The sequence below is a fragment of the Peribacillus sp. NPDC060253 genome, assembly GCF_042727425.1.
GTDB lineage: Bacteria > Bacillota > Bacilli > Bacillales > DSM-1321 > Peribacillus.
In genome coordinates, this window is sequence record NZ_JBHXAS010000120.1 from 1 (window position 1) to 14,150 (window position 14,150).

Genomic DNA, 14,150 nt, shown 5'->3' on the forward strand with positions numbered 1-14,150 from the left:
CTTAGGATATAAAACTCCACAAGCCATTGAAGATCAAATTACAAAAACAGCTTAAGATTTAACTTTTTTGTGTCCAAAATATTGACTCAAATCCAGAATTACCTTTTTTAATGCTTGAATTTCCGTTAAGGGTGAGTTATTATTTGCTCAACTTTATTAAGAGTACTAGCATTACTTGGAATAAATTGAGCAGTTAATTGATAGTCTCCTTTTGAAAGCAACTTCGAATTAATTCTTATAGTATACTCCCATGTGTCTCCTCTATTAAATTCTTTTGTATGTTTTTTAGTCGGCTCAGATTCAACAGTAATGATATTACCCTCTTTAATTGGACTATTCGTTAATGTTTTGAATTCTACGTCTATTTCATTACCTGTAACAAATAGCAAATTAAAGTTTTCATTAGTATTATTTGTAATTTTATAAGTAAAACTCTCATAGTCTTTTGTTGTCAATTGATGTTCCAGGGATTGTTCGACGTTAAGATCGAGTTTATTGTTCTTTTTATCAATTTGAGCAATGTAGTAGTAATAGGCAAATATTATTAATGAAACAATCACAATACCAATAATGAACTTTCGCACAAGATACCCCCTTCCAAATGTTGAACATTACTTGTTTTATTCTCTCTTTTTTGTTACTCTAACTCTTTATTTAGTAACTTTTCACACTGCTTATAGGAGGATTGTCCGCGTAGTCTTTACCCGTTCCTGTAGAAATTCCGTATGAAAAACCTCCTGAGCCACCACCAATAGATGGAGTTATCGTTGTGAAAGCATGAGAATATTCTACTGTTGCTTGTAAAGGTCCATTGTTTTTACTTGAAGCAGATTTAGGTAGATAAATATATTGAGTGAATTTCCCTATATCATCATGTGATCCAGCACGTAGATCTACTTTCCAAGACATACCCGCTTTTAAAGAAGGTTTAAAAACAGTAACAGATTCAGTAATAGGAATTGCACCATAATAAGTATGAGATAATTTACTTGTAGATTTATACCAAGCGTTATCAGTCCAGGCTAGAGCAAAAAGATCCACGTACCGATTTTTTGGCATGCTATTCCAATTATAACTACCATTTATTTTAAACTGTTTTTCATTACTATTCTTAATTCCAAGATAAGACGCACTTACTTTTAGAGTAATACTTCCACCATTCTTTAAATTTTGAGCTTGTACATCCCCACTAATTTCATCTTCCGGCACAAATGTATAAATAGTTTCAGAATAGTCAGGATTCATTGCTCCTTCAGATATAAACTCTTTCAATTCTTCATTAGTTGTTCCATCAATAGCTTCTTCTGACCAACCAGCTTCAGTTAGAAATGCCAATTCTTCTTCGGTTAATTCATCTTGTTTCGAATCTGTTTGGATGTTATCTGGATTGTACGGTTCTACATATTGAGAGATAGAAGGATCAACATTTACCAAATTATATTTTTTTTGATTTTCTAGTGTTGTAGCGTAGTCTTTTAATTTTGTGCGCATTTCTTTATTATCAAGGTTTACATTTTGTGACCAAAGAAGGGCTGCAGCTCCTGAAACATATGAGGCAGCTATAGAAGTACCACTTGCTGTTATATGATCGCCATTTAAATCTAAAGTTTGGATATTTACTCCCGGGGCAACCAATTCTAATTGATCGCTATAATTAGACAGTGAACTCATTTGATTATAGAAGTCTGAGGCTCCAACACCAATTACATTATCATAGGCAGCCGGATAAGTAACTTTTTCAGTCCCCTCATTTCCAACTGAAGAAATCATTAAGACTCCTTGATCATAAGCTTTATCAATTACATTTTTCAATATTTCAGATTCTTTAATACCACCGAAGCTCATGTTTATAATATTGATATCTTCTTCAATTGCCCACTCAATTCCTTCAATTATATCACTATATTGTCCTGTACCATTTTAATCAAGTACTTTCCCAACATACAATTTAACATCTGGAGCTACTCCGTGGAATCCAGAATTTTCATATGAAGTTGCAATTATACTAGATACTGCTGTTCCATGACCGTTTAAATCTATAACATCTTCTTCACTATCTATAAATGAAGCTTGCTTTTCTATTACTATCCCAGATTGATTAGAAATCCCGGTGTCTAAAATTGCAAGTTTAATGCCTTTTCCAGTTATACCATTTTCATGAGCTTTATCAGCATTAATTCGTTTTGTTCCCCAACTATATCCATTTTCAAGATATGTTTCTCCATTTAAAGGAGTAGATTGTACTGTTACATCCTCTTCAATCAGTTTTACATTTGGATTTTTCTTTATTTTATATAATTCATCAGCTGTTAATGATGCTTGTGCAGTCTTAAAATGCTTGTATTTCCCTTTGATTTTCCCTCCCTCTTTTTCAATTAATTTAGTATCCAATTTTTTATTAAACTCTACTAAATAGTTCTTTTCGCTTTGATTCTTTGCTTTACTTACACGCGGCTGTGCAAAAAATGAAAATATTAAGATAAAAACCGCAATAAATGAAATGATTTTTTTCAACTAACACATCTCCAGTTCAAATTTTTTATTTAAATATTGTATATCAAAAGCAACACTGGATATATTTTACTCATTGTATTTTAATTATCGTTTGAAATGATGGTCAATAATTAGTTAAATTAAATTTTCCTAAATAACTAATTATCCAAAAACCAGTAGGAAAAATTGTATGATATAACAAAAGCGATCAATACTGAAATTTCATTGATAATAGCAAATAACTTAATAGCTGCTACTCATTGGTCTAGCAGGTTTCAAGCAAAAAAGTGTGCGGATAGTCATACCCATTCTAAAGGATTGCCGCATTTATAATGACTTAATCTTGTTTCACATCTTCTCACAGATTTGGAACAGGTATTTTAACGGGTCTATAATGAAAATCAATACTTTCCTATAACAGAGGCGCTAATAAACAAAAAAGGACGATCGGCAATCATTGCTTTTCGTCCTTTCATTGTGTAAATGTGGAGTACCTCCATAAATGGTTGGCCGTTGGATGCGCCATCATTTCAAGCCCTTTGTTTTCCGCTAGGTGCAGGGGTTCCCAATCTGGATCCTCTGCCTCTTTTAGATAGACTTCGTGATGGGGGGCTTGATCATGATAGCCGGCTATATTGATTTCCCCATTTCGATAAAAGGTCCCGATTACTTTATAATCCACGGCTGGAGAAAGAATGATCGGATTGCCTACGGAGTGTGTCAGCTGAATCGTCGTTTTCTCATTGGTGGATAACACATTTTTCACTAAAATATCATCATCCGATGCCACACCTTCTTCAAGGAAATCGCCATCATGGTTGTAGGCTTCACTCTTACCGACCGCTTTAGTGAATTCAATCTCAGCTTCCTTCTCCTTTTCATGAATCGTCACATCGACCCTCGTCCTGTAACGGGATGATTCAGGATCAAACCCGCGGTTATCGCCCTTGAAATAGGGAACCTTTGAGGCAAGATTTGGGTTTTTCAGCCACTCTTCCGGTAGAAAGGTGGAATAGCGCAGGTGCCAATTTCTTTTCTTTTTACCTTCCACATCGTTTTCAACTGACTGCAAAAGCTGTTTTACAGGTCCTATCTTTTTCGTATTCGTTATTTCCTCGATCGCTGCCTGTGCTTGGGATGATCCTTTTTTTACGGCTCCGACAATACTCGCTACAAGGGATTTCACGGCATAGGACTCCTGCTCTGAACGCGGAAGGGGCCGCTTTGCTTTAATGGTATATGTGTATTCCTGATCCTCACTAATACTCCGATCACTGAAGGAACATCCACCCACTTTCCCAATATCCACGCCGTTTCGGTAAACCCGATACTCTTTTATTCCCTTGATGGGCTCCCATTCCAGGCTGGCTTGGCCTTTTGCGACAATCGTGGTGAATATCAAATCCAAAAGGATATTATCCTCTTTTTTATTCTCGGCGGTCGTTGATGTTTGTATTTTCATCCTGTTCACTGACTGTTCCTTTTCATTCAAGCTATCTATCGAGTACGTATAGATGGTTCCTGGAGTCAGTCCCCAATCTGCCATCCTTGGCTCCGGGCCGCTGTAAATCAGCTCTTTCCCCCTAAATACCCGATAGAAACCACCTTCATCAGGCCAAATAAGCTTAATGGAATCTTCTTTCCGTTCGATCTTACACATCAATGAAGCCGTTTTGAATACCGCTTGATGCTTCCTCTTATTCGAAATGAGATAAGCGATGCCCGCAAGACCAATAGCAAGCAATGAATGCCGTGCAGTGAATGTAACTCCGCCTACTTTTAAACGGGGAAATGAATAATGGACGATCAACTTCTTCATCACCTCTTTCTTTTCTAGGTGTTATTTCTTTACCCACTTTAATTTCCAAGCACACTTTGTAATGTGCTGTGAAGGTTATTTCCATTGGGATGGCATAAAAAAACCGAGGGAATGTTTACTTCCCTCGGTCATTTATGAGTTTCCTGGATTATATTTTAACGGCGGCTTTTTTCCCCGCCTTTGCGTCCTGCTTCTTCACGGCTCATTTTTCCATCATCGGAACCATCTCGTTGATTGGCCCGTGCCTCTCCGCCTTTTTGCCCGATTTCCTGATAGAATTCTTTATCATGATTGTCGGATGTTGCCTCCCCGCCCTTTTGGCCTATCTCCTGATAGAATTCCTTATCATGATTGTCGGATGTTGCCTCTCCGCCCTTTTGGCCGATCTCTTGATAGAATTCCTTATCGTGATTGTCGGATGTTGCTTCTCCGCCTTTTTGGCCAATCTCTTGATAGAATTCCTTATCATGATTATTGGATGTTGCTTCTCCGCCTTTTTGGCCAATTTCCTGATAGAATTCCTTATCATGGTTTTTGGCTGTTGTTTCTCCACCTTTACGGCCTGCTTCTTCACGATTCATTTTACCATTGTTGTTAGTCATTAAAAATTCCTCCTTAGTATTTGGATTTTTCATGAGCTAGCTACATGTGTCATGTACCCGTTTGGACGGATATAAAACTAGAATCTAATAAATACGTCAGGTCGCTCTCACTATCTTTTCCCGTCTCCTGAGTCCTGCTTCTTCCCGGCTCATTTTTTCATTGTCGTTAGTCATTAAAATTCCTCCTTAGTATTTGGATTTTTCATGAACTAGCTACAGTTGTATGTATATCCGATAGTTTTGATAAAAAACTAGTATCTATTAAACTTTCACTGTTTTTCCCATCCAAATAGGAAGCATCATGAATGATTTCACTCATGATGCTCCCCATTATCCTTTACCCTGACTTTGGAATTCCTTCTCGCAAGTGATCAGGCAGCTCAACGAGGGTTTCGTTCAATGTATCCAGTTTCGTTTCAATCCGATGAAGCAAATAAAGGGTTACGATGATGGGAAACCCGATATCACTGACAAATGGCAAGATTTGATCCACTTTTTTATTCACCTCTCCTCCATGGTGTCCTAAAAAAGATGACACCCAGTAGGTTAGCTAAGTTCCACATCCTCGACATTCCGCTCGACGAGGCGTGCCGCTTTCAAACCGACGTATCCTCCAGAAGATGAAACGAAGATATTCCCCGCAATTATTCGTTCCATTGCCAGTTTTACTGTATTTACATTAACCGGCTCCTTCGGATTATCAATAGATATCGTCGCAGACTTCCCTTCTTCCGTATCGAAAATCATTTCCAATACTTTAGCCATTCCACTCACCTCCCTTACGATCTGTTTCAATAGCCGTTTAGCCAATCAACGAGTACGTATCCACCCGGGTCACTTCGCCCATTGGATAATTTTGTACGCTTGCAATGGCAACAGCTGTCGAAAACAACTGATCCGCCGTCGCCTCGATCCTGATGTTCGAGAAAGCTCTACGCTTGAAAACGATGACCCCTTTTTCATTTAACCCCGTTTCAAAATCAATCCGTAACGTACTTGATACTGGAATTTGGTTTGCCATGTCGCTCACCCCCTTTCACACTCTATATAAACTTTCACGGGATGAAAGTAGCATGTTCTTGAAATTTCTTCAGGGAAACGAATAAAAAGCCGCCCATCATTTGGGCAGCTCGTGATCCGTATTCTTAAAATCCATATTTTTTACTGTTATTAAGGAAATCCTTTAAAACAATATCCACATTTTAATTCTCTACTGGCCATTATCTATTGTCTTCTTCTCTTACTAAAAAATCTTTCTCAATTATTAGCGGTTTTTCTACAAAATTAATTTTTCTCATTATTTGTTGTATTACTCTCGGAAAAAAGTAAGCTCCAAAGAAAGCACAGATAAAAGCCTGTGACCAAGTTTTTAACCAAGTAGATATGAATATATGATCATACCCCCTATTTATTGAGACTAATATAAATGAAATAAAAAAGGACATACTAAAAGCCATTAAAAATGCATAAATAATATTTCTGTATTTAACGTTAATATTCATTATTTTTTTACTTCAACTCCTGAGGTTTCTTGTTTTACCTTTTCTGCAGTTCTGTTCCAACTATATTTTATTTCTTCTATTTACATTAGTAAAACGAATTTTTATAATAGATCTATTAGAATTGCTAATGTAAAGGGGTTAGTGAGGGTGAATTCGTATTATGCTTTTATCAAAACCATAGAAACAGGCAGTTTCACAAAAGCTGCTGAAGAACTTGGCTATACACAGTCCGCCATTAGTCAAATGGTGCATTCATTAGAGGAAGAACTTTCTACCCCTCTTATTTTACGTTCTCGAAAGGGTATTACACTGACACCAGATGGCGAGGAATTTTTGCCATATATCAGGAAGATTTGTAATTCACATAGGGAACTGACTGAAAAGCATAAAGAGATGGAAGGACTGCAAAGTGGCCTTATTCGAATTGGTACCTTTTCCAGTGTTACATGTCATTGGATACCGGGATTGATTAAAGACTTTAAGGAACTTTACCCAACTGTTCATTTCGAATTACTTCAAGGAAACTATACGGAAATCTCAAACTGGATTAAGGATGGAAGCGTAGATTTTGGCTTTGTGAATTCAAATATTTCTGATCTTACTACGATACCCTTGCAAGAAGATGAAATGCTGGCTGTATTACCAGAAGATCATCCTTTAGCATCATCCACAAAAGTCTCATTGAAGGAATTGCTAAAAGATCCTTATATTCTGTTGGATGAGGGAGTTATTAATGAACCATTAATATTTTTTAAACAGTACAATTTTGAACCTGATACACAATATCGAGTATATGATCCCTATGCGATTATGTCCATGATTGAACAAGAGCTTGGCATTTCGATTTTACCGAAACTTCTTTTAAATAAATGTCCCTATAATATTGTAACGAAAGCTATCTCTCCTTCCATTATTCGTACGATCACTTTGGCATACAAGGATAAAAGGGTATTGCCAATAGCAAGTAGGTATTTTATTGACTTTATAATTGAAAGGTATAAAGAGGTATAGGAAGCTTAATAAAAAATTCTTTATAGGCGTTATTCGTATTCCAAACAGTATGTACAATAACGGCTGGATTAAAAATCCAATAAATAAGGAGCCTTAATTCGCTTCGATAGACAGTCTTCTATAAAAACTCCTTTCTAAAATAATGAAGGGAGTTTAAAGTGTTTATTAAAATATTTTTCCACCCTTACATTTTCGGCATACCTCTCTGAACGTTTACCCATTGAGCTTTTTGCAAGCTGGATTGCTTTAATAAATTAAATCCTCTGAAACAGTTAAATCATTTAACCCCCGCCCCGGTTAGCTCCTCAGCCATTTCACAAAAATGAATGCCAATTCGTTGCTGCGGCAATTCCTGAGCCTTATCCCTTCCCGGTTACTTGTTTCATAAATTAAATCCTGGAATTTTTTCTAATTATAATAACGTTTTTGCTTTTGATTGTATTTTCCCTTTACATTATTTTTTTATTACTGACATATTTTGTTGAAGGTAAATTCATTTGGCTTTAAATGGCACGTCATGTCCGCCTTTTCTGGGAAACAATAATCACGAAAGGAAGTGGATGTTGATGTCATTAGAATGGTTTGACAGAGTAAGCGGGGAATTGCAGGATCATCTTCAATCAATTTGTGAGAAATACGACCGTAATGGCAGCATGATCGTGGAGCGCGGGTCTAAACATCCACGCATCGAATTTTATACAGAGCTGGCTGACAATGAGAGGGATTATTTTTCCACGCTTTTTTTTGATCCGTATAATGAAGAATTTTATATGGAGTCGTTCGAGCCGGATCTCGGGCAGGTTAGCAAGGTGATCCTTTCGGACATTGAAGATATCGTCGATGCTGTCCATGAGAGCTTCCATAACTATCTGGAAGAGGATGATACCGATTATGAATTTGATATGGATGATGATAATGATGATGACTTGTATGATCCAGACGGCGAAGAGTCCGATATATACGAAATCGATGTAGATTGGGAAACGCCTGAAGTGACCGCCTATATCCAGGATAATGAAGTCGAGGTCACCTATCAATTCGGTATCGTGCAGGAAACAGGTGATGGTGTGCTGAAACGGATCAATCGGATTCGGACAGCGGATGATGACCTAATAAAGGATGAAACGAATTTCATTTTCAGCAGAGAAGAAGCAAGCACCATCATCGCCATGATAGCCAGTCATATGGATTCACTTAGTGAAATGGAATAAAAAAACCAACAAAACCTTGTCCATGGTCATCATGGACAAGGTTTTGTTATATAAGAATCAGTTCATATACCTCAGATAATTGCGTGACACGTTCCGTATCACTAGCTTCCTTTGCATGCTTAATTTCCTGAGGAAGAATATGGTTAAGAAGATTGGCTTCTTTACCGGAAAGCTTATTGACGAGTTCTTCTTCAGAATGAAAGTGTCCGCTTTTGATTTTATTATAAATTTCCTGCGCTTCAGGATATTGGTCCGTATAGTTAGATAATATCTCACGTAAGTAACCAATCGTACGATCCATCAAAACCATCCCTTTCGACTGTTAGATTTTTGCTTACATACTCCACCTATACCTTCCCCCATTTTTTGATGTAAAATTCCTAAAAAAAAAGATATCCAAGTCAATGGATACCTCTTTTCAGTCTTCCTCCCAAAACAAATCATCCAATGTACGGGATAATGCTTTACATATACCGACACACAAACTTAATGAGGGGTTATACTTTCCGGATTCAATCAATCCTATCGTTTGCCTGGAAACTCCGACAATCTTGGACAGTTCATCTTGTGACAAGTCCTTTTCTACTCTCGCCAGCTTCAGTTTTATATTTTTCAAGGGATTCGCACCTACAATTTCTTATTATCTTCGCTATTTTTCATACCGATTTTCTTCGCTAGCAAGTATATACCACCAAAAAACAGAAGTAAAATCGGCAAATAGATCATAACGGAAACAAACGATACCATTACAAAATACCATACGCCCTGGGAACTGCCATCCGCATAGGATACAGCACTATTCACCCCCATGAATATAGCGATGATGAGTGCTAACGCAACCGTACCAAAAATCGTTTTCCTGCTCATCGGTGTTTTGCTGGTGCGGTCATGCATTTCCACTTCATCCCAGAATACACCTAAGAAAATGGAACGAGCTAAGTAATACAGCCCTCCTGCAACAATGATCACGCATTCTAAATATAACTCCCCGCTGCCTGCACCATATTTATATAGTTTGAAAAGTGCACTCACCAGGCAAATGGCCAAGATGACGTGATACATTTCTTTATAAATTTTATTTCTTACATTCTCAACCCGCTCATCTGTGATCCTTTTCTTTCTTTTAAATATATTCATCATTGATCGACCTCCATTTAATTCCATAACTTACCTCCATTATATGATTTATTTAACTTTTTGCAACATATATATTACATTTAATAAATTATATATTGCAACACGCATAAAAAAAGGTATCCACACATCAAGCATGGATACCTCGCTAGCCTTATTTAGGGTTTTACTCGTAAGTTTTGGGGATTTACTCGTGAGTTTCGCACTCTTACTCGTGAGTTTTGCACTTTTACTCGTGAGTTTTGCACTCTTACTCGTGAGTTTTGCACTCTTACTCGTGAGTTTCGCACTCTTACTCGTCTGTTTCGCACTTTTACTCGTGAGTTATCATTATTTAGACAATACCAAACCAAGTATAGAGGGCAATGATGACAAAGACAGCCAATGATTTAATGACCGTGATCATGAAGATGCTGCCATACGATTGTCTATGCGTTAATCCCGTGACGGCAAGCAAGGTAATGACAGCTCCGTTATGTGGAAGTGTATCCATCCCACCTGACGCCATGGCGACTACTCGGTGCATCACTTCAGGTGAGATATTTGCCGCAGCGATTGCCTGATTGTATTTATCGGCCATAGCGCTTAAGGCTATTCCCATTCCCCCGGATGCCGATCCCGTTATCCCTGCGAGTGCACTGGTCGAGACAGCACCATTGACAAGCGGATTCGAAAATACACCAGATATTCCATCACTGATTTTTGCAAATCCAGGAAGGGCAGAGATGACACCCCCGAAGCCGTATTCGGATCCTGTGTTCATGACGGCAAGCAGTGAACCGCCAATACTGTTGTTCAGTCCTTCTTTCATGTTTTTCGTAACGCGTTTCCAATCATAGGCAAGAGCCGTGATGATACCGACGACCAAGGCAATTTCAACCGCCCAGATTGCAGCAGTGGCCGCTACATCAACAGAATAGGCTTCCAACCCGATCGCAGAAAAATCAAATCCATTCGGGTACCATTTCGGTATCGCTTTGGTCAAATAATTATTCATGAAGGCAACTAGCCCAAGCGGAACAAAAGCTAAAATCTGCCGTAATACCGTTTGGTTTGAATGTAAATCAGGTGTTGGCTCCTCTTTTTCCTGTTCTGGTGCAGAGATATTTTCCCCTGGGAGCCCATAATATCCTTCTCCCGCTTTTTTGGCCCGCCTCTTACGGCTTTCTAAATAGACCAAACCAACCGATAAGACAAAAATGGCACCTATGATGCCAAGGATCGGTGCGGCATAAATGTCCGTACCGAAGAACGTTGTAGGAATGACATTTTGAATTTGCGGAGTTCCCGGCAAAGCATCCATGGTGAACGTGAATGCTCCAAGCGCGATGGTAGCCGGCATAAGTCTTTTAGGAATGTCGGCTTGCTTGAACAATTGAACCGCAAAAGGATAAATGGCGAAAACCGCTACGAATAAACTCACGCCGCTATAGGTTAAAATGGCACCTAAAAGGAAAATCGTCAGCATGGCTTGTTTGGCACCGATCAAGCGAACGATTGTCTTCGCAATCGATTCGGCGATTCCAGACATTTCGATGATTTTCCCGAAAATGGCGCCTAATAAAAAGACGGGAAAATAATTTTTTATGAAAATGACCATCTTTTCCATGAAAACACCGGAATAGAACGGTAAAATATTACCAGGGTCAATGAAGAAAACCGGTAAAAGTGCAAAGATAGGTGCAAACAAAATAACAGAATAACCGCGGTATGCGGCAAACATCAATAACCCCAGAGATAGCAATATAATCAGTAAGTCCATGAAGATCCCCCTAAAACATTTAATCCAAGTTTGAAAAATTTCGCCATCCTAGCCAAAAATGCACTAAAAGTGAACCCCTCTGTCAAATGAAAATTTGTCAGAATGGTTCACCCTTATTGTTCTTATCATTTATTTCTTTTACAAATTATTGAGCTGTGTACCCACCGTCGATGACAACGGCTTGACCTGTTACACTTTTCGCTTTATCGCTTGCCAAGAACAATGCATAATCAGCAATTTCACTTACATCCAACAAACGTTTTTGAGGCACTAATGGAAGAAGGACTTCTGCTAATACATCCTCAACTGGTACATTACGTGTTTTCGCCAAGTCTGCCATTTGTCCGCGAACAAGTGGAGTATCCACATATCCAGGGCACAAGGCATTGACTGTAATACCGTGCTCTGCACCTTCTAAAGCAGCAACTTTCGTTAAACCGATGACTCCGTGTTTCGCGCTGTTGTAAGCCGCTTTACCTGCGAATCCGATAACACCATTTATGGAAGAGACGTTAATGATGCGGCCAAAACCTTGTTCCTTCATGATTGGGAACACGGTTTTAGTTAGAATGAATGGCGCTGTCAACATGATTTTTATCATCAATTCGTATTTATCCGTTGGGAAATCTTCGATTGGTGATACATGCTGCAAACCGGCATTGTTAATTACGATGTCGATCGTACCATACGTTTCTTTAGCTTCCTTCACTATTTTTACGATATCTTCTTCTTTAGTTACATCGGCTTTGATTCCAATTGAATCGAAACCAAGTTCTTTCAATGATTCCGCAGCTTCTTTCACCGATTCTTCATTAATGTCTGAAAGAACGACTTTGGCTCCACTTTCAGCGAAATGCTTACCAATTTCAAATCCAATACCACGAGCAGAACCTGTAATAATAACGACTTTATTTTCAACCATTATGAATTCCTCCTAGAATAAACTAATTTTTAGGCATCGATATTTATTAAACGATACCGATGGCACCCATTATAATGCCGACGATCATGGCAATGGTCGGGATGATGAACGCTACCATGAAAACATCTTTATATGTTTCTTTATGAGTCAATCCTGTAACCGCCAAAAGTGTTAATAGAGCACCATTATTAGGGAAAATGGATGCACCTGAAGCGACTGCCGCCATTCTGTGGAATACATCCGGGCTGATTCCCGTCGCTTGTGACAAACTGTAAAAAGTATCGCCAAGGGCATTAAGTGCAATACCCATACCGCCTGAAGCGGAACCAGTGATGATCGCCATGATTTGTACGGCAAGAGATTCAGCAACGAGGGGATTGCTCGAAATATTAAGCAGCCAAGAAGTAATGTTATCAAATGCAGGTATAACAGCAATGACAGCTCCAAATCCAACAGCCGCACTCGTATTCAGGATGGCCATCACTGACCCTTTCGCTCCCTCATTAACAGAGAAAATGAACTTTTTGTAATCCTTGATATTGATGACCATAATGCTCAGAACCCCTAATAATAAAGCATAAATAGGTTCTAATTTAACAACATTAAGCAATAGGACAACAATAAGAAGCGGAACTAAAGACAATAACCAATTCGGTACTTTTTCATCTTGCTCAGAACCGGTAACCGAATCATCCGATTCAATGAATCCTTCTCCTTTAGCAGAAAGAGACTTTTCTCTATAGGATAACCAGAAATACCCGCCAACTGCCATTATCAATGAAGTGACGATCCCGATGATCATGCCTGAAGTAGGCGTCGTATGGAAATACTCCATCGGTATCAGGTTTTGGATTTGCGGTGTACCCGGAATAGCGGTCATCGTGAAAGTGAATGCCCCAAGCGCAAAAGTGGGAACAAGCAGCCTTCTCGTAACGTTTGCTTCTTTAAATAACGCCAAAGCGATCGGATAAACCGCAAACACGACGACAAATAAACTAACGCCGCCATATGTCAATAAAGCGGAAGCAATCAGTACCCCAAGAATCGCACGCTTTTTACCAATGATCTGCGTTACCTTCTTGGCAACGGATTTCGCTGCACCCGTTTCTTCCATTAACTTTCCGAAAATCGCTCCCAATAAGAAGATCGGGAACCACTTCTGAACGAATCCGACCAATCCGGTCATATACGTCCCGGTATACGTATCAAATACATCCATTCCGCTCATCAATGCTACAACTCCAGCCACCAGCGGGGCCACCCAAATAATGGACCATCCCAAATATGCTAAAGCCATCAACAGCACTAAGCCTACAATTATACTTAACACTCGAAATCCCCTCTTTCCAAGATGATGTAAATCGTTTTGCTTTCCATCCTGCTTCCCCCTTGATTGTGTATATCCCTTTAGCTGTAAACTTCAAAATCCGTGTCTTACAGCATCAACCCTATAAAGAAATGAAAGCAAGAATACCCTCTTTTTTTGCTATCTCAAAATAACTTAATAAACATACCTTGTTCGCATTCCGAGAAAGTTGAATAAGCAGTTTGATTTGTTGGAAATATATTCATTAAGGAAAATAACATAAATAGCTCATAAAGGAAGCCTTTTCCCTTATATTTCTACAAAAAAGAATACTTTATTAATATAGGGTTATATATACTTGCTTCTTTATCCTCATATAGTTTACATC

The 14,150-nt window shown here is 38.6% G+C and carries 17 protein-coding genes and 1 pseudogene; 3 read left to right on the forward strand and 15 right to left on the reverse strand.

The genetic code is table 11. From position 1 onward, the window contains the following. Window positions 1-125: 125 nt before the first annotated feature. The 9 genes and pseudogenes from ACFWE9_RS21990 to ACFWE9_RS22030 form a co-directional block, all read right to left on the reverse strand. Entirely contained in the window at window positions 126-584 is a 459-nt protein-coding gene (locus tag ACFWE9_RS21990) for a hypothetical protein (RefSeq protein WP_328103859.1), read from the reverse strand. Window positions 585-654: 70 nt separating this feature from the next. Beyond that, a pseudogene (locus ACFWE9_RS21995) lies at window positions 655-2,514 on the reverse strand (S8 family peptidase). A 451-nt stretch (window positions 2,515-2,965) separates the two neighbouring features. After that, entirely contained in the window at window positions 2,966-4,312 is a 1,347-nt protein-coding gene (locus ACFWE9_RS22000; protein WP_230159975.1) for a DUF3238 domain-containing protein, read from the reverse strand. 155 nt (window positions 4,313-4,467) lie between these two features. Then, the gene (gene gsiB / locus ACFWE9_RS22005) at window positions 4,468-4,914 is read right to left on the reverse strand and encodes a glucose starvation-inducible protein GsiB (protein ID WP_377358793.1); all 447 of its coding nucleotides are present in this window, start codon (window positions 4,912-4,914) and stop codon (window positions 4,468-4,470) included. 202 nt (window positions 4,915-5,116) lie between these two features. Next, window positions 5,117-5,245, reverse strand: a complete 129-nt coding sequence (locus ACFWE9_RS22010; RefSeq protein ID WP_377358795.1) for a hypothetical protein — start codon at window positions 5,243-5,245, stop codon at window positions 5,117-5,119. A gap of 6 nt (window positions 5,246-5,251) precedes the next feature. After that, window positions 5,252-5,419, reverse strand: a complete 168-nt coding sequence (locus tag ACFWE9_RS22015; protein ID WP_230159979.1) for a YvrJ family protein — start codon at window positions 5,417-5,419, stop codon at window positions 5,252-5,254. Window positions 5,420-5,460: 41 nt separating this feature from the next. Then, window positions 5,461-5,679: a DUF2922 domain-containing protein gene (locus tag ACFWE9_RS22020; protein ID WP_230159981.1), complete on the reverse strand. Its 219-nt coding sequence runs from the start codon at window positions 5,677-5,679 to the stop codon at window positions 5,461-5,463. Window positions 5,680-5,716: 37 nt separating this feature from the next. After that, entirely contained in the window at window positions 5,717-5,935 is a 219-nt protein-coding gene (locus ACFWE9_RS22025; RefSeq protein WP_230159983.1) for a DUF1659 domain-containing protein, read from the reverse strand. Between the two features lie 199 nt (window positions 5,936-6,134). Beyond that, window positions 6,135-6,416 (reverse strand): DUF2798 domain-containing protein, encoded by a 282-nt coding sequence (locus ACFWE9_RS22030; protein WP_356714751.1) that lies wholly within the window; start codon window positions 6,414-6,416, stop codon window positions 6,135-6,137. 147 nt (window positions 6,417-6,563) lie between these two features. Between ACFWE9_RS22030 and ACFWE9_RS22035 the strand changes: the two genes are divergently transcribed. Both ACFWE9_RS22035 and ACFWE9_RS22040 read left to right on the forward strand, forming a co-directional pair. Continuing rightward, window positions 6,564-7,427 carry a LysR family transcriptional regulator gene (locus ACFWE9_RS22035; protein ID WP_230159985.1) on the forward strand — a complete coding sequence of 288 codons (864 nt, stop codon included), beginning with the start codon at window positions 6,564-6,566 and terminating at the stop codon, window positions 7,425-7,427. A gap of 566 nt (window positions 7,428-7,993) precedes the next feature. Then, a complete protein-coding gene (locus ACFWE9_RS22040; protein ID WP_230159988.1) occupies window positions 7,994-8,638 on the forward strand; it encodes a hypothetical protein in 645 nt (214 codons plus the stop codon). A 46-nt stretch (window positions 8,639-8,684) separates the two neighbouring features. Here the strand turns inward: ACFWE9_RS22040 and ACFWE9_RS22045 are convergent, their stop codons facing one another. From ACFWE9_RS22045 to ACFWE9_RS22055, 3 genes are all read right to left on the reverse strand, one after another. Beyond that, window positions 8,685-8,939, reverse strand: coding sequence for a sigma-G-dependent sporulation-specific acid-soluble spore protein CsgA (locus ACFWE9_RS22045; RefSeq protein ID WP_230159990.1), 255 nt, complete (start codon window positions 8,937-8,939; stop codon window positions 8,685-8,687). 117 nt (window positions 8,940-9,056) lie between these two features. Then, window positions 9,057-9,254, reverse strand: a complete 198-nt coding sequence (locus ACFWE9_RS22050) for a helix-turn-helix transcriptional regulator (protein ID WP_230159992.1) — start codon at window positions 9,252-9,254, stop codon at window positions 9,057-9,059. An 11-nt stretch (window positions 9,255-9,265) separates the two neighbouring features. Then, window positions 9,266-9,778: a DUF6773 family protein gene (locus ACFWE9_RS22055; RefSeq protein ID WP_377358799.1), complete on the reverse strand. Its 513-nt coding sequence runs from the start codon at window positions 9,776-9,778 to the stop codon at window positions 9,266-9,268. Window positions 9,779-9,965: 187 nt separating this feature from the next. Here ACFWE9_RS22055 and ACFWE9_RS22060 point away from each other — a divergent pair, with 187 nt between their 5' ends. Continuing rightward, the gene (locus tag ACFWE9_RS22060; RefSeq protein ID WP_377358801.1) at window positions 9,966-10,160 is read left to right on the forward strand and encodes a hypothetical protein; all 195 of its coding nucleotides are present in this window, start codon (window positions 9,966-9,968) and stop codon (window positions 10,158-10,160) included. Here ACFWE9_RS22060 and ACFWE9_RS22065 read toward each other — a convergent pair. From ACFWE9_RS22065 to ACFWE9_RS22075, 3 genes are all read right to left on the reverse strand, one after another. Next, complete coding sequence (locus tag ACFWE9_RS22065; protein ID WP_377358803.1) at window positions 10,107-11,534, reverse strand: GntP family permease; 1,428 nt, start codon at window positions 11,532-11,534, stop codon at window positions 10,107-10,109. The genes ACFWE9_RS22060 and ACFWE9_RS22065 overlap by 54 nt on opposite strands. Before the next feature lie 145 nt (window positions 11,535-11,679). After that, window positions 11,680-12,456, reverse strand: a complete 777-nt coding sequence (locus ACFWE9_RS22070) for a 3-hydroxybutyrate dehydrogenase (protein WP_377358805.1) — start codon at window positions 12,454-12,456, stop codon at window positions 11,680-11,682. A gap of 46 nt (window positions 12,457-12,502) precedes the next feature. Next, on the reverse strand, window positions 12,503-13,786 hold the full coding sequence (locus ACFWE9_RS22075) for a GntP family permease (RefSeq protein WP_230160001.1): 1,284 nt from the start codon (window positions 13,784-13,786) through the stop codon (window positions 12,503-12,505). Between the last annotated feature and the right edge of the window lie 364 nt (window positions 13,787-14,150).

Coding starts and splice junctions, on each gene's coding strand:
- ACFWE9_RS22010 (WP_377358795.1), bottom strand. CDS start 5,245: ATGGGGAGCATCATGAGTGAAATCATTCATGATGCTTCCTATTTGGAT.
- gsiB (WP_377358793.1), bottom strand. CDS start 4,914: ATGACTAACAACAATGGTAAAATGAATCGTGAAGAAGCAGGCCGTAAA.
- ACFWE9_RS22055 (WP_377358799.1), bottom strand. CDS start 9,778: ATGATGAATATATTTAAAAGAAAGAAAAGGATCACAGATGAGCGGGTT.
- ACFWE9_RS22020 (WP_230159981.1), bottom strand. CDS start 5,679: ATGGCTAAAGTATTGGAAATGATTTTCGATACGGAAGAAGGGAAGTCT.
- ACFWE9_RS22025 (WP_230159983.1), bottom strand. CDS start 5,935: ATGGCAAACCAAATTCCAGTATCAAGTACGTTACGGATTGATTTTGAA.
- ACFWE9_RS22030 (WP_356714751.1), bottom strand. CDS start 6,416: ATGAATATTAACGTTAAATACAGAAATATTATTTATGCATTTTTAATG.
- ACFWE9_RS22070 (WP_377358805.1), bottom strand. CDS start 12,456: ATGGTTGAAAATAAAGTCGTTATTATTACAGGTTCTGCTCGTGGTATT.
- ACFWE9_RS22045 (WP_230159990.1), bottom strand. CDS start 8,939: ATGGATCGTACGATTGGTTACTTACGTGAGATATTATCTAACTATACG.
- ACFWE9_RS22040 (WP_230159988.1), top strand. CDS start 7,994: ATGTCATTAGAATGGTTTGACAGAGTAAGCGGGGAATTGCAGGATCAT.
- ACFWE9_RS22000 (WP_230159975.1), bottom strand. CDS start 4,312: ATGAAGAAGTTGATCGTCCATTATTCATTTCCCCGTTTAAAAGTAGGC.
- ACFWE9_RS22065 (WP_377358803.1), bottom strand. CDS start 11,534: ATGGACTTACTGATTATATTGCTATCTCTGGGGTTATTGATGTTTGCC.